Annotated in this window: 13 protein-coding genes; 5 read left to right on the forward strand and 8 right to left on the reverse strand. The window is 44.0% G+C overall.

The features are described from left to right. Positions 1-102 precede the first annotated feature (102 nt). Together F2B13_RS13945 and F2B13_RS13950 are read left to right on the forward strand one after the other, a co-directional pair. On the forward strand, positions 103-1569 hold the full coding sequence (locus tag F2B13_RS13945; RefSeq protein ID WP_149274126.1) for a flavin monoamine oxidase family protein: 1467 nt from the start codon (positions 103-105) through the stop codon (positions 1567-1569). 9 nt (positions 1570-1578) lie between these two features. Beyond that, complete coding sequence (locus tag F2B13_RS13950) at positions 1579-2310, forward strand: c-type cytochrome (protein WP_149274128.1); 732 nt, start codon at positions 1579-1581, stop codon at positions 2308-2310. Here F2B13_RS13950 and F2B13_RS13955 read toward each other — a convergent pair. The 5 genes from F2B13_RS13955 to F2B13_RS13975 all read right to left on the reverse strand — a co-directional run bounded on the left by F2B13_RS13955 (position 2307) and on the right by F2B13_RS13975 (position 14634). Then, on the reverse strand, positions 2307-3515 hold the full coding sequence (locus F2B13_RS13955; protein ID WP_198439702.1) for a multiheme c-type cytochrome: 1209 nt from the start codon (positions 3513-3515) through the stop codon (positions 2307-2309). The two genes, F2B13_RS13950 and F2B13_RS13955, sit on opposite strands and share 4 nt — an antisense overlap. Positions 3516-3605: 90 nt before the next feature. Beyond that, entirely contained in the window at positions 3606-6923 is a 3318-nt protein-coding gene (locus F2B13_RS13960) for an FG-GAP-like repeat-containing protein (RefSeq protein WP_149304439.1), read from the reverse strand. 86 nt (positions 6924-7009) lie between these two features. Further along, on the reverse strand, positions 7010-8878 hold the full coding sequence (locus tag F2B13_RS13965; protein WP_149274134.1) for a RagB/SusD family nutrient uptake outer membrane protein: 1869 nt from the start codon (positions 8876-8878) through the stop codon (positions 7010-7012). An 11-nt stretch (positions 8879-8889) separates the two neighbouring features. Next, positions 8890-12120 (reverse strand): SusC/RagA family TonB-linked outer membrane protein, encoded by a 3231-nt coding sequence (locus tag F2B13_RS13970; protein WP_149274136.1) that lies wholly within the window; start codon positions 12118-12120, stop codon positions 8890-8892. Positions 12121-12411: 291 nt separating this feature from the next. Further along, complete coding sequence (locus tag F2B13_RS13975) at positions 12412-14634, reverse strand: TonB-dependent receptor (RefSeq protein WP_149275407.1); 2223 nt, start codon at positions 14632-14634, stop codon at positions 12412-12414. A gap of 142 nt (positions 14635-14776) precedes the next feature. Here F2B13_RS13975 and F2B13_RS13980 point away from each other — a divergent pair, with 142 nt between their 5' ends. Both F2B13_RS13980 and F2B13_RS13985 read left to right on the forward strand, forming a co-directional pair. Then, on the forward strand, positions 14777-15433 hold the full coding sequence (locus F2B13_RS13980; RefSeq protein WP_149274138.1) for a metal-dependent transcriptional regulator: 657 nt from the start codon (positions 14777-14779) through the stop codon (positions 15431-15433). A 2-nt stretch (positions 15434-15435) separates the two neighbouring features. After that, positions 15436-16257, forward strand: coding sequence for a ZIP family metal transporter (locus F2B13_RS13985; protein ID WP_149274140.1), 822 nt, complete (start codon positions 15436-15438; stop codon positions 16255-16257). 127 nt (positions 16258-16384) lie between these two features. On the opposite strand, the gene F2B13_RS13990 is transcribed toward F2B13_RS13985, so the two are convergent. From F2B13_RS13990 to F2B13_RS14000, 3 genes are all read right to left on the reverse strand, one after another. After that, positions 16385-17512: an efflux RND transporter periplasmic adaptor subunit gene (locus F2B13_RS13990; RefSeq protein WP_149274142.1), complete on the reverse strand. Its 1128-nt coding sequence runs from the start codon at positions 17510-17512 to the stop codon at positions 16385-16387. A gap of 53 nt (positions 17513-17565) precedes the next feature. After that, positions 17566-21915 carry a CusA/CzcA family heavy metal efflux RND transporter gene (locus F2B13_RS13995; RefSeq protein ID WP_149304440.1) on the reverse strand — a complete coding sequence of 1450 codons (4350 nt, stop codon included), beginning with the start codon at positions 21913-21915 and terminating at the stop codon, positions 17566-17568. 74 nt (positions 21916-21989) lie between these two features. Further along, complete coding sequence (locus F2B13_RS14000) at positions 21990-22391, reverse strand: hypothetical protein (protein ID WP_149274146.1); 402 nt, start codon at positions 22389-22391, stop codon at positions 21990-21992. Positions 22392-22488: 97 nt separating this feature from the next. On the opposite strand from F2B13_RS14000, the gene F2B13_RS14005 reads away from it, so the two are divergent. Continuing rightward, positions 22489-24219, forward strand: coding sequence for an APC family permease (locus F2B13_RS14005; RefSeq protein ID WP_149274148.1), 1731 nt, complete (start codon positions 22489-22491; stop codon positions 24217-24219). The last annotated feature ends 128 nt before the right edge of the window (positions 24220-24347 follow it).

Here is a 24347-nt window from a genome sequence, read left to right on the forward strand (position 1 = left end):
CCGTCTCATACCTTTAGCGTATTTTCCCCAATAAAACATATAGGGTTGAGTGTCTAATCAATTCAAATTAATTATATTTAAGGAGCTAGATACCCAATTAATATGAAAGATAATAAACGAAGAGGGTTTATCAAGAACACTCTTCTTGCCGGAGCAAGCATGCCCTTGCTCGGTATGAGCCAATCCATTGAACAAAAAGAAAAAAAAGTAACGCCGTTTAAGATAAATACATCGGCCAATCCCAAAAAAATAGTGGTGGGCGGTGCCGGTATGGGAGGCCTTTGCACCGCCTATGAGCTCATGAGACTGGGGCATGATGTAACGGTGCTCGAAGCTTCGGGTAGGCACGGGGGTCATGTCTTTACCGTCCATGACGGCCTCTCTGACGGGCTGTATGGTGACGGGGGCCAAGAGCATATTACCAAACCAGGGTATGAATTGTATTGGAAGTATATTGATGAATTTGGACTTACCGTATTACCTTATGAGCGCCGGAAAAATCTTTTAAGAAGCATAGGCGGTAAATTCTATACCCAAGAAATGCTTCATGACCCATCTGTACTCAAAGGAATGGGCTTTAATCAACGTGAAATCGACCACTTAACCGTTCACCCTTGGGGCGAACTGAAATGGTTATATATTGACTCTTATCTTGACAAATTTGAAGATGAATACCAACCTTTCGGAATCGGCTATGACGATTTTGATGAGGTTCCCATGGTAGAAATTTATAAAAAGGAGGGTGCTTCACCAAGGGCGTTGGAGCTTTTGGGAGGTAAAAATTCATCCGCTCTATTCGAACTTTGGTATTCCGCTATCTTAAAAAAGAGAGGGGTGGCAAATTTTCCGTTGGATGTGTATCACTTGAAGGGGGGCAACCAAATGCTTCCTGATGCCTTTGCCAAGCGATTGGGCCCTAGGGTGTGGTTAAATCACCGTATTACCTCTATTGAAAATGGAAAGAATAAGGTAAACGTAACCTATGTTCGAAATAATGAGACCAACACTATAGAAGCGGATTATTATGTCAACTGTATACCGCCCCCGGCTTTTAAGAAAATTCCGGTTTCACCGGCAATTTCAGCCGAAAAACAATATGCCCTAGACAGTGTGGCCTACGATTCGTACCAGCGTTTTGTTTTTCAGGCCAGTTCGGAATTTTGGCTTGAGGATGGGTTAGATCATATCAATATGAATTTCGAACACCCTGACCTGTGGTCGGTTTGGCAGTCTGCCGATGAGGTCGATACCCATCGTGTTATTGTTTTGGGTACGGGACCTGGGGGTATTTCACCTCAAAGGGCACTTGCCGCTTTTCGAGAAGTTTATCCCGGGAAAAAAGATACGATAGAGCAGGCGCTAGGTAGGGATTGGACCAAGCAGAAATACGCACCTACTTGCGAACGTTTGGCCTTTCCAATGGGAGAACTGAAAAAGATATGGCCCCTTCTTATAGAACCCGAGGGGCGTATTCATTTTGCGGGGGCGTACGCCGATAATCTCAATTGGGGAACCGAGGCCGCTACCCGTTCGGCCAATCGTGTTGCCAAGGAAATCGATGAAGCTTGATGGTCGGTAATGCATTCTAAAATTCGTAGTGGTCTTCTTGCCGTTATTTTGGTTTCGATACTTTCATCGGCAACACTTTTACAGGAAAATGGGGCTCCAGTGGTGCAGATTATCGCTCCGCAAGGGAATATGCAATTTACTTGGGGTCAATATGTGCCGTTCCGTATTCGTGTGATAGACAATGAAGATGGTAATTCCGAATATGAAGAAATACTATCTCAAGAAGTAATCATGACGGTGCACTATTTTTCTGATTCTTTAGAAGTTCAAGAAAATTTGAATGAGGGCCAGTCTTCCCATTTTGATATACTTTCTTGGATGGGAGCTTCAAATTGTTTTACCTGCCATAATGCCAAGGCTAAATTAATAGGGCCTTCTTTTTTACAAATTGCTGAACGGTATGCCCATCAGGGCGATGCGGTGGAATACCTTTCTCAAAAAGTTACCCAGGGAACAACCGGAACATGGGGGAGCCAAATAATGCCGGCACAGCCCCATCTTTCGTCGGAAGGATTGAAAAAAGCAATCCAATGGATTTTGAAAAACGGGTCAAGACAAGATTTTAATTATTTTACGGGACTCGAAGGGGCATTTAAGACCCCCGCAAAAATCGAAGGATTTGAAGACCGTGCGATTTGTGTATTTACCGCTCAATATACGGATCATGGGTTGGAAAATGTTCCCGGAAGCGCTAAAAAAGGGATTGATTCTATAGTGCTGAGTAGGCGGCAAGATCATTAAGGCAGTACCAAAGAGTCTTTGTATACCTTTATGAAATGGGTGCGTATGCTAAAGGAAGATGAAATACTATCTTTCCCTGTCAATTTGATGGAAATTGATTGTGAACGCATTTTGGGCATGTGACAGGAGATACAGTCATTTCCCACTACCTCTAGATGATCCTGAACTACGAAAGGTTTCTTAGTTTCAGCTACATGACATTGCATGCATTTGTGGTTAAAATATTCAGTATCTCCCCGTTGATTTTTATGAGGGTCGTGACAGGTCGTACAGTCCATGGTCTGGGTTTGCTTAAAACATTCGCTTCGGGTCAAAAGGCCATACTGATTGCCATGTACGTCTAGTGTTTCGGTTGAACTCATTGGGCCGCTATTGCGTGAATATTCGTTTAAATTTTCACCGGTCAAAAAAGAAAAGGGATTCCCTTTTAGCTGTTCGTTTTGCGGGCCAGAGTGACATTGGGCACAAACATCAAGACGCTGCTGTCTTGTAAGGGAGTCGATGTTCACCATGAATTTGGCCATTTTGGCCTCGGGATGCTTCCTATGATAGATGACGTGCCTGGCAGCAGGCCGATGGCAGCGTTCACATTCGATGCCATATAGAATTTTCTCCCTGTCATATTGGTTGCCTTCTCTTATATTCCTGTTTTTAGCAAAGGTGACATGACATTTGATACAGCCGTCCCTAACGGGTCTTTGAATGGCATAGGTGGGAAAGCCAGGGCTATTTACCCAACTATCGGCAGGTTTGTGATATGAGCTTTGTAGTTGAAAAAGTTTATCCTCTTCCCAAGTGAGATAAGTTTGCCCCATGACCCCGGAACCAATAACGATATCAAATGATGAGGGAGGAGATTTTTTTAGCCTGTTTTTATATGCTGTATGTTGATAAAAGGAATCTAACCGACGTTCCATGGTAAACTTGACATATTCTAAATCCAACACATTGGAGCCCGGATCAAAACTGCCTAAAATAGTCGAGTCGTTGGCTAGTAATGAGGTTCTGTGGTGCGCCGTTTTTAAATGATCGGTATAGATGTTGGCGTGACATTCCATGCAGGTTTCCGAGCCGACAAATTTTTCCCCATTGTCATGGGTCGCCAGTACCTCCGGATTGTAATAATCCGATTCGACTGTTGGGTTTTTGCAATGGTAAACAAGAATGCTACCAAAACATAGTACCACTATAAGGATACTCTTCAAAAAGAACCTTTTACACAGTACGGGCATATTATCGGAATTATCAATGTGCCGAAGGGAACATAAGATAGAATCAGTGCAAAGGCACAGCTTTCAATTTACCCTCACGAGTTGCATGAAATCATTGTTCTTGGCCATCAGAAGGTGTTTTTTACCAGCAACAGTGATTTCTTCCATGCCCCTCACGTCTCCAACAACCTTAAGCCCGGACTCCATCATGGTCTTGGCTTCGAAATGGCCTTTGCCATCACCTTCGAGGTAAAGCCCAAAACTGGCATCTCCCCTTGGCGTTTCAACTTCGGCGTTGTACAAATTGCCCGCCAAAACTACATCAAGGTTGCCATCGCTATTAAAATCGTCGACAACGAATTGATTGATGCTCGAAAGTTGTGCGAGTTGGGGTAGGGGGTGCGATTTGAAAGTACCGTTATCATTTTCTAGATAAACGCTTTCAAAAGAGGTTATCTCATAGCTCAACGATTCCTCTAGAAGCTTGGTCGTATAAATTTGCTTCAAATTGGCACTGGCAAATGAGTTATAGTCCTTGAATTTAGATTTGATGGCGGGCATTTGCTGTGAAGAGCATTGGCGGCCACGAACGGGGAATTCAGTATCCCCTTTTTTATAGCTCAGTACAATGTCGGAGCTTTCGTTACCGTCAAAATCGTTGAGGTATACTTTAAAGGGGCCGTCTTCACTGGCTTTATATTTGTAGTTTTTTCCCAAATTGCCCAAGACCAAGTCTTGATCACCATCGTTATCGAAATCTCCTTTTTGAATGGCAAACCACCATCCACGCGTATTGCCGCTCAACATTTGGTCGGAGACATCTTCGAACGTGCCCCCATTGTTTTTGAAGAACTTTATGGGCATCCATTCACCGACGACGACGAGATCGTCCCAGCCGTCACCGTCAAAATCGATCCAAGCAGAATCCGTTACCAATCCCAACTCTTTCAATTCGGGTAATTTTTGTTCGGTAACGTCCATAAATCGGGCTCCCGTATCGCTCACTTCGGTTTCCATCAAATAAGAATTGGCCGGATAGGGATATTTTTGGGGTACCAAGCGTCCTCCTAGAAAGAGGTCTAGGTCGCCATCGTGGTCGTAGTCTGAAGCAGAAATATCGAGACCGCTGTTCCTGATATAAGGAGGGAAAACCCCACGTTTACGTTGAAAGGTGTTGTGACCTATATTTTCATAATAACGATCTTCATAGCCCAAAGAACCGGGTTTGAACTCATTTCCGCCACTTACAATAATAAAATCTTGATCGCCGTCATTGTCGGGATCAAAAATCAACACGCCGAGATCTTCGTGGTATTTTTCTTCGGCCAATTCCGGTATAACTAATTGTTCGAAGTTCCCTTCTTTATCTTGAATATACACTTCAGGTGCCTGTCCCACGGCTGCCCCGACGATAAAATCCTCGGTACCATCACCGTTCAAGTCCCCCGTGGCCAGAGCAGGGCCGAAGGTGGAGGTTCTATGGGGCAGTAGTACTTCTTGTTTAAAATCAGGATAGTCGTTTTCCATATGTTTAAAAGGCTCTTTAAGCGCTACGGTTTCAAAAAAGCGTTCACCCTGGCTTGGCTGAGCGGGACTCAAGTACGTATCGTTTTCCGAATAGGCAACCGTCAATTTTTCGTTGACCGGAATATCTTTAAGTTTGGTATTACGTCCGTTCGGCCATTGGACCAATAGACTGTCTACTTTTTGATCTTCCCCAAGACCAAAATGCAGTAAAGGAGTAACCGAAGATAGATAGCCGCGAACGAGGTTGTATTCTTGTATTTGCATACCCTTCGGTGTATAAACGGTCACTTTGGTACCCTCGGGCAAGGTTTTGTTGTTACCTTGAATGTCAACTGCGATATAATTGTTGCCTTCTACATTGTTTCTATAGATACTGGCGGTTTCTTCAAGATTGTTGATGACGAGGTCAAGATCTCCATCGTTATCGAGATCGGAAAAGGCCACACCGTTCGAAAAGGTTTTTTCACCCAAGCCCCATTCTTTTGACGTTTTACTGAAGGTAAGATCGCCGTTGTTCTTGAACATATAATTGCTGAGCTTTTCCGAAGGCAATTTTTTAAGATAGTTCAAAAGGCCTACCTCTTCTTCTTTACCTTTATAATTGGGGTCGTTCTCCATTTTGTCAAAGAAGGCCCTATGCTCGGCGTAAAAGTCTTTATTGTTGACATCCCTTCGAATCCCGTTGGTCACAAAAATATCTTTTAGGCCGTCGTTGTCAAAATCGGACATCAACCCTGCCCAGCTCCAATCGGTAGACGCTACGCCGGCAAGTCGTGCGACATTGCTGAATAGCGGGAGCTCTCCGGCCGTATTCCCATTGTTCAATTGTAGGGAATTTTGCATGTATTGATGATGCAAACCATATTTTACCGAATTGTAAAAGGCTTCGGTATCCATGGCCGACATGTTGGCCTTGGAGCGATAATGGTCGGGAGCGGACATGTCTAGTTGAAAGATGTCCATAAAACCATCATTATTGAAATCGGCGATGTCCGCGCCCATCCCAAAAAAGGAAATCTGCTGTAGACTGGTGTTGATCTGATTGGTAAACGTGCCGTCTTGATTATTGATGAACAAGTAATCTGGGGCGTTAAAATCGTTGGATACAAAAATATCGGTATATCCATCATTGTTCACATCGGAGGCAACCACACCTAAGCTGAGGCCGAAATTGCTTATGCCCGCCTCTTCGGTAACGTCGGTGAAATGCCCATTATCGTTTCGAAAGAGCTTGTCGGAATCTTCAGGAGAAGGGTTTTTCAGCATGTACGCGTAGTATTCCACGGGTGCTATAAAGCTAGTAGGGGGGTAGTTGGTGACATAAAGGTCCAGATCGCCATCTTTATCATAATCGAAAAAGGTCGATTGCATGCTGTGGCCATCGTAGTCGATACCATATTCCGCTGCCCTCTCTGTGAATGTATTGTCTTTATTGTTAATATATAAGACGTTATTATGAGGTGGATTTTTACCACTTACGGAGCAATAGATGTCCAAGTACCCATCTTGATTAATGTCGACGAAGGTCGTACCCATAAACCATCGGTCATCTCCTGAAACACCTGCACTTTCGGTAATATCTTCAAATTGGAAATTACCCTTGTTCAAGTACAGTTTGTTGTCCACCATGTTTCCGGTAAAGAAGATATCTTCTAGACCGTCATTGTTGATGTCACCGGTCGATACTCCACCGCCCAAATACATATAGGAGAACACAAAGTAATTATATGAATCGGTTTCTGTCAATGTATTGGCAAAGGTAATTCCTGTTTCCGAAGCATCAATTTTAGAAAATAAGGTCTCTGGCTTTTGTTCACAAGACCAAAACAATAGCACCGATAATAGCGGGAATATTAAATTATTTCTCTTCTTCATAAAATTCGGCAAAACATCTTAAAATAGAATAACCCTAAACACATTGTAAAGGGTTATTCAAATTTACATATAAAATTCCTATACTACTAGTAGCCTGGATTTTGTATTAATGATGGATCTTTATCGATTTCCTCCTGTTTGATAGGTAAGAAATAAACATGGTCTTGCCATCTGCGATTTTCCAAGACGATATCCGTAGGTTGATAGGTATAGTCCCAAGCAGACGTATCCTTGCGATAATTTTCCACTGTAGTGCCTGGTTTTTGGGTGGCTTGGATCAAAATCATCTGTACCTGTTTGTCTAACGAATACGGACCTTCCAACCAACGCTTCATATCGAACCAACGAGCATCTTCGTTAACAAGCTCTTTGTCGCGTTCTCTTTTATACAGTTCGTAAAGGGCGGAGCCTGTTTCGGTAACGGCAGGAAGTCCATTTCTAAAACGTAAACGGTTCAACCATGCCCTCGCTTCCCCTTCATCATTTGTGTTGATGCATGCTTCCACATAGTTCAACAATACCTCGGTATATCTCAAATAAGGCGCGTCCACTTTTTGAAGGTTTTTAGGCCATGAAGCGGGTTGACGGGGATCCATAAATTTTCTATAATAATACCCTGTACGTGAACCGTTCCAATCTTCGATGGGCCCTTGACGCGTATCGACACCGTTCTTGATGGTACCATCGGAGAATGTATAGTATCCCGTCTGCAATTCATTGAAATTATCATAACGAACGACATCATCGGTACGTGGTTTCCAAGGGGCACCATCGTAAAGAAGAGTCGAATAGAAACGTGCCTCCCGATTGTCGTAGGGTGCGGCGGCATGTGCGGGATTATCCCAATCGAACTCTGTACCATCGGCAAAAAGATATTTCGATGCCAGGGCCTCGGTAGGTGTTGTACCGGCCCACTCGTGATACCCGTTCGGGCCGTGATATAAGGCTACCATACCTGGGCCTTGAGACCATCCATCACCCCCGGCGTAAGTTCGGCTTCCAAAACCGAATTCTTCCACTAGACGACCCCAAATGAAATCTTGGTTCTCATCGCCCTGGAGCCATATATCGTCATAATTCTGTATGGCTTCCTCTTGCGGAGCCGGAGCCGTATAATCCAATTTGTACCCTGTGGTAGCATCCAGCAAATCTTTAGAAGCCGCTTTGGCCGCTTCCCATCGATTGGTTTGGGAACCACTGGTATATCCGATCAACTCAGGATTGCTGTACGATCCAATCGTGCTTACCGAAGAAGCCTTGGAAGGCTCATATAGGTCACTGGCGGCATGGGTCAACACCCTTGAACGCAATGCTAAAACCGTAAGTAGGTGTGCCCGCGCCTTGCTTGCTGGTGCGTCGGCCAAAAGGACTTCCGCCTGATCTAGGTCTGCCAGAATCTGATTTACCGTTTCTTCAAACGTAGCACGAGGATTGTTGGCTTCATCATCTAGCTGCAATGGTTCGGTCAATAATGGAACACCACCATATTGGCGCATGAGTTGGGTGTAGAAGTGCGCCCTCATAAAATAGGCCTCCCCGAGCAACTGATTGACCGTAGCCTGATCAAAGCCGGCCTCATTTTCGGTCAAACGAGCTATCGCTATATTGGCTGAACGAATGAAGGGATACAGGCTAGGCCAGTCCATCCACCACATCTCCATATAGTTTCCTGCGGGGTTCATTTTTCCTTCGGTATAGCCGTCGACCCCACGCCCCGGGTGGGTAAATACCGCTTGATCGGTAAAGGCGTCGGTCGTTTCTTCGCGGCTCAGTACTCCTGCCCAAGTACCTTGGTACAGGTCTAATACCGCCGCTTCGGCCAATTTAGGGTCGGACCATACTGCGGGTTCCGAGGCCGAACTCAACGGCTGCGTTTCCAAAACATCTTCATTACAACTGACGTACAGTAGCGAAACTACTACAACCGTCAGGATTTTTACTAGTCTCTTTTCCATTTCATTACAATTTAAAAAGTTATTTGTACTCCCATATTAATCGTTTTCATCATTGGGTAGATACCTCCGTTGGCAGTTCTTCCACCACTAACGCCCTGTGTTGAAGCATCTTGACCTACTCCATTATTCGACAAGTCAGAGTTGCTTATTTGCAATACTTCCGGGTCGAACGGATAGTCCGTAATCGTAATCAGGTTAGTACCCGAAACAGACAAACGTAGGTTGTCCGCCCCGATAGACTGGATAAGTCCTGAATCGAACGTATATCCAATTTCTAAGTTTTTAAGCCTTACAAAGTCACGGGTAATAAGGTATCCGTCGGTTTGCCCAGAATACCACTGGTCACCACGATCGGCCAATCGGGGAAGAGGTGCATCGGGATTATCCAATGACCAAGCCCTGTCCCTAACTTCACGCTGTACGTTGGCTAAAGTACCCGACATAAAGGACCACTCGTAGTTGCTATAGCCACCAGCTTGACCTGACCAGAACATACTGAAATCGATGTTCTTATAGTTTAAAGAGGTATTAAAACCGTACTGGGTATCCGCAAAAGCACTACCCCCGGTTCTTAGTCTATCTTCGGGTCCGATGGCACCATCGCCACTGATATCTACGACCCTGGCATCACCAGGCTTTAGTTCGGGAGTCACCGCACTATAATCCAATGTTTCCGCATCGATTTCAGCTTGGTTCCTAAACACCCCATCGAAGCGATATAACAAAGGCCGTCCGATTTCACCACCTTCCTGTAACTGCCAAGGGCGGTCATCCAAGGCAGGCTCATCGAAGAACACCAACTTATTTTTAGATTGGCTTAAATTGAAGGAGAAACTATAGGTGAAATTTTCATTGCCCCCATTTAGACCCACGGTAATTTCGTATCCCTTGTTTTCGAATTCGCCGATATTTAATGGCGGTGGTGTAATTCCACTATATTCAGGAAGCGTTTGTGAGGGTGGGGTCAAAATGTCTTCCCTTGAGTTTTTGAACAAGTCGAGACCAATACTCAATTTATTGTTCAACGTTCTTAGGTCAAAACCAATGTTTTGTGAGATGGCCGTTTCCCAAGTAATATTGGGGTTGGCCACATTGCTTTCGTAAGCCGTGGTAACCACAGTCTCCAGACCGGTTTGCGAGAGTTGGTACGCGTTTAAATATTGAAACCGCTCTACATTATCATTACCCAACTGACCGTACGATCCACGAAGTTTGAAATAATTCAAGAAAGGCAAGGCTTTCTGGAAGAAGGGTTCTTCGGTAAGGATCCATCCTGCGGATATCCCTGGGAAAAAACCGAAGCGGTTTCCTTCGGCGAACAGGTATGAACCATCATAACGGAACAAAAATTCCAATAAATATTTGTCCTTAAAGGTATAGTTCAAGCGACCATAATAATTCAAGCGTTCTGCTTCATATCCGTTACCGTAGCTATTTTGACCGTCGGTACCTCCCAAGTCGAGTTGAGCTAACTCACTAGATAGGAAGAAGCGTTTGAACGCCCCAAAAAATTGTTGTTCGGTCGATTCTCTTGTAACACCGCCAAGCAACTTTAGGTAGTGGTTGCCAAAATCCTTCTCATAGGAGGCGTTAAGCATGGCCATAATATCCGTTTTGGTGGTATGCTCTTGACGTAGGCTCGGATCACCTGGGCCCCGTTGTGCAGCGGTGAGACCTGAAGAGTTTCTGTTAATCCCGTCCCAAGTATAGAGGGTCCATGGGCGATTCCAATTCTTGTATTCGTAATTGGCCTTATCATATGAAATTTGGCCTCTTAGTTGTAAACCTTCCACACCGGGCACCTTAAAGGTCAGACCAATATTGCTCTGCACAAAATTGTTGCCATATTCGCGGTAACCAGGTCCATCGGTAACTCGAATGGCAGGGTTATTACCATTTTCGATATCGGGGCCAAACTCTCCGGTTGGCCAATAGGCCGGGAACCAGGGATATTGACGGACCAAGTCATCAAAAATACCGTTTTCATCTCTTGTTGCCCGAACATTATCTTCTTGACGGCTGTAGAGTCCTATGTCAAGACTAAGGGATTCGCTTATGGTAGCATCAAGATTTAATCTCAAATCATACTGCTGATATCCTTTAGGGGCATTCTTAAAGTTAACTTCTTGCTTTAAATATCCGAGGGACGCCAAATAGCGCACGTTCTCTGTACCCCCCGATACTTGAATGTTCTGTCGGCTAATCGGAGCACTCTTTGTCGTAACGGCTTCCATCCAATCCGTATCAGGATACAACCAAGGGTCTTGTCCGGCGGCGGTATTCGCAATACGGTCGTTGGTAAAGGTCGGATTTACCACTTCGCCATTGTCTTGGCGTGTATAAGGCGCACCTCTACCGGCATGGGCAGCGTTCCATTCGGAAACAGGTAATTTATATACATTAAGTACGTTCACTAAATCCATATATTCAGCACCAGTTAGCATATCAGGCTTTGAGGTGAAATTCTGTAGTCCATACGTTGAACTAAATTTTACGGTTGGCGCACCGACTTTACCACGTTTGGTGGTGACCAAGATTACCCCGTTCGCTGCACGGGCACCATAGATGGCGGCCGAGGCATCTTTCAATACCGAAATACTTTCGATATCGGCCGGGTTGATACGCGCGATACCTCCTTCACGAGCAGGTATACCGTCAATAACAACTAAAGCTCCTGAGTTGTTGAAGGTATTGGTACCCCGCACCCGAATGGCTGGAGTATCCGCACCCGGTATGGCTTGTCCTGTATCTACATATAGCCCAGGTACTTTACCGGCCAATGCCGCGCCCAAGTTGGGTGAAGCCGACTTTTCAAGTGCCTCGCCATCGACCGAGGAAACCGAACCGGTAAGGGTTGCTTTCTTTTGCGTACCATAACCTACCACAACGACTTCGTCAAGGTTTTGTACGTCTTCTTGCATTTCCACGTCGATAGTTTCTCTTCCGTCCCGTGCAATTTCCTGCGTCACGAAACCGATGTACGAATAGACCAGAATAGCTCCTGGACTTTCTACATCAATGGAATAGTTGCCATCGAAATCGGTGGATACCCCTTGGGTAGTTCCATCGACTACAACGCTTACCCCGGGTAGGGGTGCCCCTGCCTGATCGGTCACCGTACCGGTAACCAAAGATTGGGCCCAAGCAGAGGAGAACAGGACTCCGCCCAGAAGCAAAAATAATGTTAGGAGCGAGCGGTATCTAGACAGCCCTCTCGTCTTAAGATTGAGTTGGTAGTTCATAAAATATTAGATTCTTAGAGTTATTTAAGGGCTAAATGTAATAAATTCTTCATAAAAACTATAAAATATTGTTAAGATTATAGTTAAAGTTATTTTCCGCCATTTTTTCTTACAAATACTTGACAGTATTATACCTCTAGGAAGTTGTGGTAATCTTAAAAAAGGAAATACGCCTGCAAATTTTAGGTTTTTCGCTCGCCATGATTTGGTAAAAATCGAAAAAAGATAGCGCCTTTCAGGTAAATAAGTGCCTGTTTCCAATGAATTGTCTCGAAAAGTGAGATGCTCCGTTCAATTCAATCGATAGCGAAGACCGAAAAAGCCTCTTATGCCTTGGTTAGGTCCATACACATAAGAAGGGTCAAAAGTAAGGGCATAGGGGTTGCTGCTGGTCGGAATTACATTGCCGCTGTTATCAAAGCTAACGTTTCTGTCGAAAGGGTCATGCGCCCGCGCTATAATAAAAGGGTTACCTCGGTTAGGGGTCCAGTTGAGAAGGTTCTTGATTCCCCCATAAAATTCGAAAGATTGAAAGCCTTTATAGGTAAACTGGATATTTTGAATACTCCAGGTAGGCGAATATTTCCGTCGCGGGTCACTTTCTCCCAAAATGGGCAAGCGCATAGGTCCATAAAGATTTCCGGTGTAATCAAAGGTCAGTTGAAGTTCTGGTAAAGTATAGGCGATGTTCCATGTGCCCGTAAAGCTTTCCGTCAAGATCTGGCGTTGCTTAGTATGGCCTTCGGTTTGGCTCACGTCTTGATAAGTTACGCCAAATAGAAATTTTAGGCCATTGGGAAAGGAAAAGTCGAGATTGGCACTCGCGCCCTGCGAAACTGATTTACCATCTAAATTGTCGTAAATGATTTGGTTGGGATTGGTATCGTAGTCCGGTAAAATCGCATTACTGAAGTGGGTATAGAAGAGCGACGCATCCAAGGTTACGAAGGTACCATTATCCCCATACATTTTTTTAAGGAAATTGAGGTTCAGGTTGAACGACCGCTCTGGTTTCAAGGCCTCGGCTATGACCACTTCCCGGGCGCCGGTCAGTGCCGCATGTTCTTCGGTAAAGAGATTGACCACCCTAAAGCCAGTACCGGTATTAAGTCGGAGAATATCATTGTCACTTACTTTCCATCGGTAGGCGCTGCGAGGGGTTATGATGTTTCCATGCCTGGGATCATAGTCATATCGGAGGCCCAATAATAAGGAATGGTTCTGGGCGAGGGCCAGTTCATCCTGAAGGAAGATACTCGGTATGACCACTTCATCGACATTTTTGGTCGCTGCCGTATTGTCGTCATAATAATTGTAACGAAGGGCGCTTCCCAAAAGTAGGTCATGATTATTCCATTTTTTATCCCAGGTCAATTGCGCAAAACCTATACGTTGATCGGCTAAATAGGGTATATTACCATATACAGAATTTTGACTATGGTCATTGTACGAAAAGGAGAATAATATTTTTTCCTTCAAGGGAAGTTGGTACTTGCCCAATATTTCCCATCGTCGGGTATATATGCTTTCCCCATAAATTTCACTACCTCCCCGAAAATCAGGGGTCCATTGTAGTTCCCCGCCCCAACGATCCTCATAGAAGAAGCGACCTGCAAGGGAAAACATACGATTACGGCTTCTCTTAAAGTTCCATTTCTGGAAAATTGAAATACGGTCTTGCAAGGTCAGATCGGTAAAATTGTCGCCATTGTTATCGACCAACTGGTCAAAATTGAAGTAGTTTACACCTAATAATAGGTCAGTATCTTGCCCGACATCAATTTTGGCGCCGATATCAAGATTGTATTCCCCCCATCCCGTGGCAAAGGCATCGGCCACTAAACCTGGAGCTTCAAGCGCATTCTTTGTAATGATATTAATGAGGCCACCGACAGCTTCGCTACCATATAAACTTGAGGCTGGCCCTTTTACTATTTCAATCTGATCGATAAGGGAATTGGGTATTCCCGAAAGCCCGTAAACGGTACCGAGCCCACTTACTATAGGCATACCATCGATTAATACCAAAGTGTAGGGCCCTTCCAGTCCATTGATATGTATATCGCCGGTGTTACAGACATTACAGTTAATTTGTGGCCGTACACCATTCACATTTTGTAAGGCTTCAAAAATATTTGCGGTCGGATTTTTTTTAAGGAAAGTGGGACTATAGACTTCTACCGGAACCGGACTCTCGGAGCGACGGACCGCTTTTAAGGTTCCGGTGACTACAGTTTCCTCTAGGTGTTCAGAGGTCGCTTTTAATACAATGTCCAGGGCCTTCATTGTTTGGGCACCTAGTACAATTTTTTCCTTGTAAGGTAGATACCCAAGTACTTTTACCACTAACCCATAATTGCCTTCGGGTATACCCTTAATGATATATTGGCCATTTTCATCGGTAGCACCACCTATGGTGGTGCCTTCAAGGAAGAGGTTGGCGAAAGCAATAGGACCTTGACTATCGGTCACTATCCCTTTAAGCGTTGCTTGCTGGGCAACCGAAGAAAACATGGTCAAAAGAAGAAAGATGAGTATAACTGAAATGCGTGAGGAGCCCAATATTTTAATTTTGTTTATTTAAACAAATTTTTAGACAAAACTAAAAATTTGTTTTTACATATAAAAATGTAAATTTGTTCAAATAAAAATACGAATGACGCTTTCTGAGGAAGACTACATTAAAGCGATTTACCATTTGGGGAAGGGTAACAATACGACCGTTTCGACCAATGCCGTGGCTGAAAAAATGGATACAAAACCATCTTCAGTGACCGATATGGTAAAAAAATTGTCCGAAAAGGGCGTCGTCAATTACAAGAAATACAAGGGAGTAAGTTTAACGGAGTACGGTCAAAAGTTGGCCCTTACCCTGGTGCGTAAACATCGGCTCTGGGAGGTTTTTTTAGTAGAAAAGTTGGATTTTTCTTGGGATGAGGTGCATGAAGTAGCCGAGCAATTGGAGCATATTAAGAGTGAAAAATTAATTGACCGACTCGATAAACACCTCGGATTTCCCCAGGTCGATCCGCATGGCGATCCGATTCCCTCAAAGAAGGGGGAGTTCAAGAAGGCCATCAAAAAATTATTGAATGAAGTGCCCATCGGAATAAGTGGCATTTGCGTGGGTGTTAAGGATTCTTCGGGCCCTTTTCTAAAGTTTCTAGATAAGAATAAGATAGCCTTAGGCGACACCATCACGGTTCTCGACAAAGAGGAATTCGATGGTTCTTTACACATTCAAATACAGGGAAGGAAAATCCATATTTCTAATCAAATCGCTACGAACCTTTTTCTTAAGATAACCGAATAGACATGCAACATGTAATCAATTATTTTCAGTCGATCGATCCGGTATTAGCAGCATTTTATGCTACATTATTTACCTGGCTTCTGACTGCTTTGGGTGCCGGCTTGGTATTTTTCTTTAAAGGGATGAACCGTGCGGTTCTAGATGGTATGTTGGGTTTTACCGGTGGCGTAATGGTGGCAGCAAGTTTTTGGAGTCTCTTGGCACCCGGTATCGAAATGAGTCCTGGTGAAGGGTTTGTCAAAGTGATTCCGGCTGCTGTCGGATTTCTTTTGGGTGCGGCCTTTATTTTTGGCTTGGACAAAATACTACCCCATTTACATATTAATTTTAAGGAAAGTGAGGCAGAAGGCGTCAAGACCCCGTGGCGGCGCACTACACTGCTAACTCTGGCCATTACCCTGCATAACATTCCTGAGGGTTTGGCGGTAGGGGTTTTGTTCGGTGGCGTAGCGGCAGGTTTCGAGGGGGCCAGTATCGGGGGAGCCGTGGCTTTGGCCCTGGGAATAGGCCTACAGAACTTTCCGGAAGGGTTTGCTGTGGCCATGCCATTGCGACGCCATGGGCTGAGCCGTACCAAGTGCTTTATGTACGGTCAGGCATCGGCCATTGTTGAACCGATTGCAGGGGTTTTAGGAGCATGGGCCGTGCTGACCTTTCAACCCATTCTACCTTATGCACTTTCCTTTGCCGCTGGAGCCATGATTTTCGTGGTCGTGGAAGAAGTAATCCCTGAAACCCAGCAAGACAAGTACACAGATATCGCAACCATGGGTTTTATAGCAGGCTTTATTGTAATGATGACCTTGGATGTCGGTCTGGGCTAAAGACGTTATAACTTGGACACGGTAATTACACTAGCCGAATATTAATACGGTAAAGGCCCTCTAGTACACCTATTCGAAGGCAGTCGCTTCGTTGCAAATAGTGTTCTTCCTGTTGTACGTACTTTGGTTATTCTCCGATTAAATTGAACGCTCCTTTCGTTAAGAATTGAGCCGACGATGAGGGAAGGTCAGCACTATTTTCAAGTGCTGTAAATTCCTCTGATGAAAGGCCTGTCTCCACTTTGAGTTGTTTGAAATATAGCGTATTGTTTTCTTCTTTCTGAAGTAAAAGGGCGTATGGGGTATCATCGATGGTCACCAAGGCCTCAGAAGGAAGCGCCTTTTTTTGAACCGTATCAACCACAATTTCTGCGTTGACGAACATTCCGGTCAGAAAATGATTATCCGATTCATCTTTTAGGTGGCCATGTACCTTGATGGTGCGCTTTTCGTCAATGGACGCCCCGATTAAATGTACTTCGGCCTCGAAAGTTGTTTTGGAAGCCTCTGGTATTTGGAACCTTATGTCTTGCCCTTTTTTGATAGTCATAATATCTCTTTCAAAAACAGATAGCTCTAAGTGAATATGATCATTGTCGATAATTTCCAAAATTGGGGAGGCTGGCGACACATAGGCCCCTTTTGTAACGTTAATTTGGGTAATACTGCCGCTTATCGGGGCATAAATGCTAGAGGTGCTTGAAATGTTTCCCTTTTCGACTTCAGCGGTGGAAATATTGATCATTTCCAACTGTTTTTTCAGCCCATTATAACGCGCATTCGTAGTTTTATAGTCGCTCTCTGACTTTAAGAAACTTTTTTGGGAGGTAATATTTTCTTCGCGCAAGGTCTTTTGGCGTTCATATTCCGATTCTAAATAGGCCAATTGTTGCTTCGCCTCCAAGTAGTCTTGCTGTAAGGTCACGAATTCCGGGTTTTCAAGTGTTACCAATAATTGTCCTTTTTTTACAATATCACCCACTAATAGTGGAGTTCTTCGTATATAACCTCCCATGGTGGCACTTACCACTGCTTTGTTTTCTGGGGGCACATCGATCATTCCATTGGTTTCAACGGTCACAGGAAAGGTTCGTTCTTGTATTTTTCCCAAAGTCATCTCCCCGTTTTCGAATTGATCACGCGTGACGGTGATGAAATCATCTGAGGTTTCCGGACTACTTTCCGTGGTTTTTTCAGATGTGTTGCCACAGGAAGCAAATAGAACTAAGGACAGGATATATATTACTTTTTTCATGATGTATGTTTTTATATTGAGTGCAGCACACAGATTGAAATCATCTGATTAGTCTACAGCGTTAAATAATTGAGTTGAATAACGGTCTGATTGTATTGATTGAGGCTATTTAAAAACTCGAGTTGGATCTCATATGCATTTTCCAAACTCTGGATGTATTGGAAAAAATCGATTTCGCCATTTTTGAAGGAAACGGTAGCGGTTTTCAGAATTTCATCGGATAGGGTAGCACCCTCCTCTTTATAATAGGACAGTGCCTCATCATGTTTCCTGTATTCATTCAAAAGCAGGGACGCTCTTGATTTCAAACGTTTTTCATAGTCTTTGGCTTGTTCCACAGCCCTTTGTTCAGCAATTTTCGAAGCTTTTATACGAGATGCATTGCCCCCGAAGAGCAGCGGAATTTTTAAGCCCACTTGATACCCATAGAGATGACCATCAAGGGCACTGTTTGTTCCTTGAAAATAGTTTAGGCTTATATCTGGAAGCAATCGCTGGGTTTCGAGCCGTTGTTCTGCACTGGCCAGACCAATCATTGTATCATAATATTCGAGTTCTGGAGTGTCATAGGCCCTTAAGGGTACCATCTGAATTTGTTCCAAGGGAGTTTCCTCGATTACAATAGTATCGGCTCCCTGTACAAGGGCGAGAACTTCGGTATACGCTATACTCACATCTTTTTGGGCGCTTTTAAGGGCCATTTGCAAACGTCTTTGCTTCGAGGAGGCCGTAATCTTTTCAAGATAATTGGTTTCCCCCAGTTCGAAACGTCGCCGTGCCATGTGGGCAAAATCTTTGTAAAGGCTATCGAGATGTTGATAAATAGCTTCTTTTTTTCTCTGATATAAATAATTATAATAGGCCGATGTAAGCTCACGCTTCAATCCTTTTTCATGAATGGTGTATCTTTTTTCCGCCAAAGCCAGATTCGCTTTTTGAACCATGCTTCTTGAGAAATATACCGTTGGGAATAAAAAGTCTTGCTGTAAGCCCAATACGTTCAGCGGAAGATTGCCGAGTGAAAGGTTGTTTTGATCGTAATGATAGTACACCTGCGTTTTATCAAAATCGAAGGCATTTCCTAAGAGGGCGTCCGATTTTTGGCGATCAAGGGCCACTGATTTTAGTCCGGCATTATTTTCAATAGCCATTTTAATCAGGTCTTGCAAGTTTAGTTTCTTCTCTTGCGCATGGCCTGTCAATGGAAGTATCAGGCCTAGAAATAACAATAAGATGTTCTTTTTCATTTTCAGTTTAGGTTTCCAGTTGCCTTTCTTTAATCGTTCAAACAGGGAGTATAAAACGGGCAATACCAATAGGGTCAAGAGCGTTGAGCTGATCAGGCCTCCTATGACCACAGTAGCCAACGGTCGTTGAACTTCCGCCCCGGCATTGGTGGAAACGGCCATCGGTAGAAACCCTAAAGCTGCTGCTGAGGCCGTCAAGAGTACGGCCCGCAAGCGGTCTTTAGTGCCTTGTTTGATAAGTGCTTCGATATTTTCAAATTTTTTCTCGCCTAATTCCTTGAAATGTTCAATCAATACGATACCATTGAGTACCGCAATACCGAAAAGCGCTATAAATCCCACCCCGGCAGAAATACTGAAAGGCATACCGCGAATCCATAAGAGCACAACCCCTCCTACCGCGGCTAGCGGAATGGCCGAATAAATCAATAGCGCTTCCTTAACCGATTTAAAGGCGAAATAGAGGAGTATAAAAATGAGTAATAGTGCAATCGGTACGGCAACAAGTAATCTGGCCTTGGCGCTTTGCAGATTTTCGAACTGACCCCCATATGTTATGTTGTACCCGACAGGTAATTCTATATTCTCATCCACAAGTTTTTGAACATCATCGACTACTGATTGTAAATCTCGGTTGCGTACGTTAATACCTACTACGATTCTTCTTCGCGTATCATCACGGGCAATTTTTGCGGCCCCTTTCTGATAACTAATCTCTGCGAGTTCACTTAATGGAATCTTGCCGCCGGTAGGAACATCGACGTACAGGTTTTTAAGATTGTCGATGTCTTTTCTGTTTTGGGCATTAAGGCGCACCACCAAGTCGAATCTTTTTTCGCCCTCGAAAATACTTCCCACGGTGCGACCGGAAAATCCCATGGAGACCATATCGTTGAGGTCTTGAATGTTAAGCCCGTATCGAGCAACTTTTGAGCGGTCATATTTGACGCTCATTTGGGGTAGACCTACAATTTTTTCTACCGAAATGTCAGCGGCCCCTTCCACATTTTCGATCAGGGCTTTGATTTCATTACCTTTCTTACTTAAGATATCGAGATTTTCACCAAAAATCTTTACGGCAATATCCGCACGAACCCCGGTGATAAGTTCGTTAAATCGCATTTCTATGGGTTGGGTAAATTCGACTTCTATTCCCGGGATGATGGCTAAGGCTTCTTTAAATTGGTTGGCGAGCTCATCTTTACTGTCCGCCGAGACCCACTCACTTTTCGGTTTCAAGATGATGATAACATCGCTTTCCTCCATTGACATGGGGTCGGTAGGTACTTCTGCTGCCCCGATACGGGTTACTACCTGTTTGACCTCCGGAAAATTGTCGAGAAGAATACGCTCTATTTTTGTGGTGGTCTCTATTGTTCTGCCCAAAGAAGTCCCAGTTTTTAACACGGGTTGAATGACGAAATCCCCCTCGTCCAACGTTGGCACGAATTCACCGCCCATACGTATAAAAAGCATTATCGTAAACACGAGCAATAAAGCGGCCAGGCCCAAGACTAGTTTTTTGGTTCGCAGGGCCCAGCCTATTATCGGTTCGTACTTTCGATTTAGCCAATTAACCAATCGGATAGATATGCTAGGTTTTTTTGCGATTTGTCTTTGTTTTTCCGGCTTTAAGAATAAGGAGGCCGCCACTGGAACATAGGTGAAACAAAACACCATGGCGCCAATAAGGGCAAAACTGAATGTCAGGGCCATGGGTTTGAACATTTTGCCCTCCACACCGCTTAACGAGAGAATAGGGATAAAGACAATAAGAATAATCAATTGGCCAAAAATGGCCGAATTCATCATTTTGGAAGCACTATTTACGGTAATGGCATCTTTCTCGGCTTGGAGTTGGCTTTTCGGGAGTGCAGCCAGTTCCTGGCTTTTTGCCGTAATCTGAAAAGCGATAAATTCGACAATAATAACGGCCCCGTCTATGATAATGCCAAAATCGATGGCGCCAAGGCTCATTAAGTTGGCATCCACTCCAAAAATATACATTAAAGAGAGGGCAAAGAGCAGACATAGGGGGATAACCGATGCAACTACCAAGCCCGAACGGAGATTACCCAAGAGCAGTACGACCACAAAAATGACGATCAAACAACCCAATATCAGGTTTTCCGTAATGGTAAAGGTCGTCTTGGCTATGAGCTCGCTGCGGTCTAAGACCGGGTTAATATAGACGCCCTTGGGCAAAGATTTTGAAATCTGGGCAACCCTTTCCTTAACGGCGTCGATGACTTGTTTAGAGTTGGCATCCTTGAGCATCATTACTTGGCCAAGTACTTTCTCGCCCTCACCATTTCCGGTAATGGCTCCAAAACGGGTGGCGCTCCCATAGCCTACTTCGGCGACATCCTTAATATAAACGGGGATGCCATTTTTGAGGGTTACTACGATGTTCTGTATATCTTCAATGTTTTTTACCAGCCCCTCGCCACGGATAAAATAGGCTTGGTTCACTTTTTCGATGTAACCTCCCCCGGCCACATTATTGTTCTTTTCCAAGGCCGAAAATACGTCATGGGCCGTAATGTTCATGGCATTCAGTTTCCCTGTATTTATGGCGACTTCATATTGTTTTAAGTATCCGCCCCATGTGTTTACTTCAACGACCCCAGGGATGCCTGAAAGTTGTCTTCTGACTATCCAATCTTGAATAGTACGAAGTTCGGTGACATCATATTGATTTTTGTAGGCGGGTTCAACGTCCAGTATGTACTGATATATTTCACCTAGCCCGGTGGTAATGGGTCCCATTTCCGGAGCTCCAAAACCATCTGGTATTTTTTGGGAAGCACTTTTGATTTTTTCTGCGATCAGTTGTCGTGGTAGGTAGGTGCCCAGGTCGTCTTCAAATACGATGGTGACCACAGACAATCCGAACTTGGTAACCGAACGAATTTCTTTCACGCCCGGGAGGTTGGACATTTCTAGCTCCACGGGATAAGTGATAAATTGTTCCATATCCTGTGTAGATAGGTTGCGTGAGGTGGTAATAACCTGAACTTGGTTGTTGGTTACATCAGGTACTGCACCTATGGGTATTTGGGTCAGGGCATAGATGCCAAAACCTACAATGAATAATGTAAAAAGAATCACAATAAACTTATTGCGAATACTAAATTTTATAATTGAATTGAGCATAATCCATGATGAATAAAAGTGTGCCGAATACGCGTTAAGGGTATTCGGTGTAAATGTTTTAAATAAAATATGGATTATGCGTGGCGGGGGGGCTGGAAGAGTTCACCAAGGGCCAAGGAGTGATACGACACCAAATAGAAAAAATTGGAATCCCTTTCGGCGATAGGATGAATAGTCAAAGCAGGAGTGTCGACCTGGTCGAGTACCAAGGCAGAAAGCAAGTTAGTACTATGACAATGGTGTTGAAACGGCAGTCTTTCGTGGTCTTCCCGTTCTTCTTGATGCTTTTGGCTGTGTTCTACTTTCAGTTCACCATAGTGCTTTGATATAAAAACAAAGAAATTGTCGCCGTATTCTTCGGCATGGAATTCTGCGTGCTCAAGAAGTTCGTCCAGTACGACCAGATCATCGGCATGAATGCCAAAGCTCTGAATCAAAATGAGCAGCGAGGTCGTTATGGATAGAAGTTTTGTCATGTACTCATGATAAAGATACAACTTTTATAAATCAAGGGGAAGTTTCACTAGTGCTAATGATAATTATTACCTTTATTTAAAAACAATCCAAGTCTAAATGAAGAAAAAACTTAGCGAACTAGAAGCGACGGCGATATGTGGCAATGATATTAGTTCTTCGTGCCTTTATGTGTCCGCTTTGGCCATTGTCTATGCCGGTCAGTATGCATGGATATCCTTACTAATGGTAGCGGCCGTGCTATTTTTGTTTCGAAAAATTTATGGGGAAGTGGTGGGTGCATTGCCCCTTAATGGAGGAGCCTATAATGCGCTTTTGAACACAACCAAAAAGTCGACCGCCTCTATAGCCGCTTCGTTGACCGTATTGTCGTATATGGCCACAGCAGTAATCAGCGCAAGTGAGGCCGTAAAGTACGCCCATAGTATTTTTTCTGCCATACCGGTAGTTCCTGTTACTATCGGGGTCTTGCTCATCTTTATGGGGTTGGTAATCTTAGGGATTGGTGAGTCTTCCAAAGTAGCGATTTTTATCTTTTTGTTCCATTTGTTATCCCTTACCGTACTCTCCAGCTTTTGTATTTACTCGTTCTTCCAACTTGGAAGTGAGGTCTTGCTGACCAATTTTAAGGCTCCTCTTGACGGTAATGTAGGCATGGCCCTTTTTTTCGGGTTTTCTGCCGCAATGCTCGGAATTAGTGGTTTTGAAAGTTCGGCGAACTATGTGGAAGAACAACGAAAAGGAGTATTCCCCAAGACGCTGCGCAATATGTGGATCGTTGTAAGTGTTTTTAATCCCCTGATTGCATTTTTGGCCCTTGCAATCATACCTATGGGGTCAATTGATGGAAATCAAGATGCCCTTCTTTCATTTTTGGGTCAAACCTCAGGCGGTGAATGGCTTTCATTTTGGATAAGTATTGATGCGGCATTGGTCTTGAGTGGCGCGGTACTTACCTCGTTCGTTGGTGTGGGAGGACTTATGGAACGTATGGCCTTGGACCGAATTTTACCTCGTTTTCTCCTAAAAAAGAATAGTAAAGGAAGTTCTTATATGATTTATTCGCTGTTTTTTGTGCTATGCGTTTCTGTGCTTATGGTCACCCAGGGCGATCTGGCTAAGTTAGCGGGGGTTTATACGATTGCTTTTCTATCCGTTATGGTGCTATTTGGTATAGGGAATCTCCTTCTAAAAATCAATCGAAAAAGACTGCCCCGCCCTGAAAGAGCTTCGTGGGCCGCGGTTATATTAGCTGTTTGTGCGGTAGTCGCAGCTATAATAGGGAACGTGATACTCAACCCATCTTACTTGGCTATTTTCATAGAGTACCTTATTCCGACACTCTTTGTGGTTTTCTTCATGTTGTACAATAAATACCTGCTTCGCACCCTTTTAAAGCTTATTGAATATATTTCCCCTCGGGGTAACAAAATACTTGCTTATATCAATGGAAAGGCGAAGAGAAAGTTGGTTCAAGTAGTCGGACAGGAGTTTGTGTTTTTCACCAATCATGATAATGTGGAAACTTTAAATCGGGCGATGCTTTATATAAAGGCCAACGAACCTACACGCAAATTAAAGATTGTTTCGGTTCTTGACGAGGGTGATATCCTCCCGCCGAAGCTCAAAAGTGATATTGAAGTATTGGACAGAGCTTATCCAGAGATTCATATCGAGTTTATTGAAGAACCTGGCGAGTTTGGCCCGGAAAAGATAAAGGAACTCTCGAAACGATGGGGAATACCTGTGAATTTTATGTTTATTGGGTCTCCAGGGGACAAGTTCCCCTACAAAATTCAAGAGTTGGGCGAAGTACGCTTGATTATATAAGTTTATTTTAAAACGAGGTCTATGTAATCAAGTCTTGATAGAAAAAGGGTTATTTCTAGCGGCAAACCCCGCAGATAACTGTAACACTACGAATACAAACTTCTTGTACAAGTAGTATAAGCACCTGA

The organism is Pareuzebyella sediminis (assembly GCF_008367235.1).
GTDB lineage: Bacteria > Bacteroidota > Bacteroidia > Flavobacteriales > Flavobacteriaceae > Pareuzebyella > Pareuzebyella sediminis.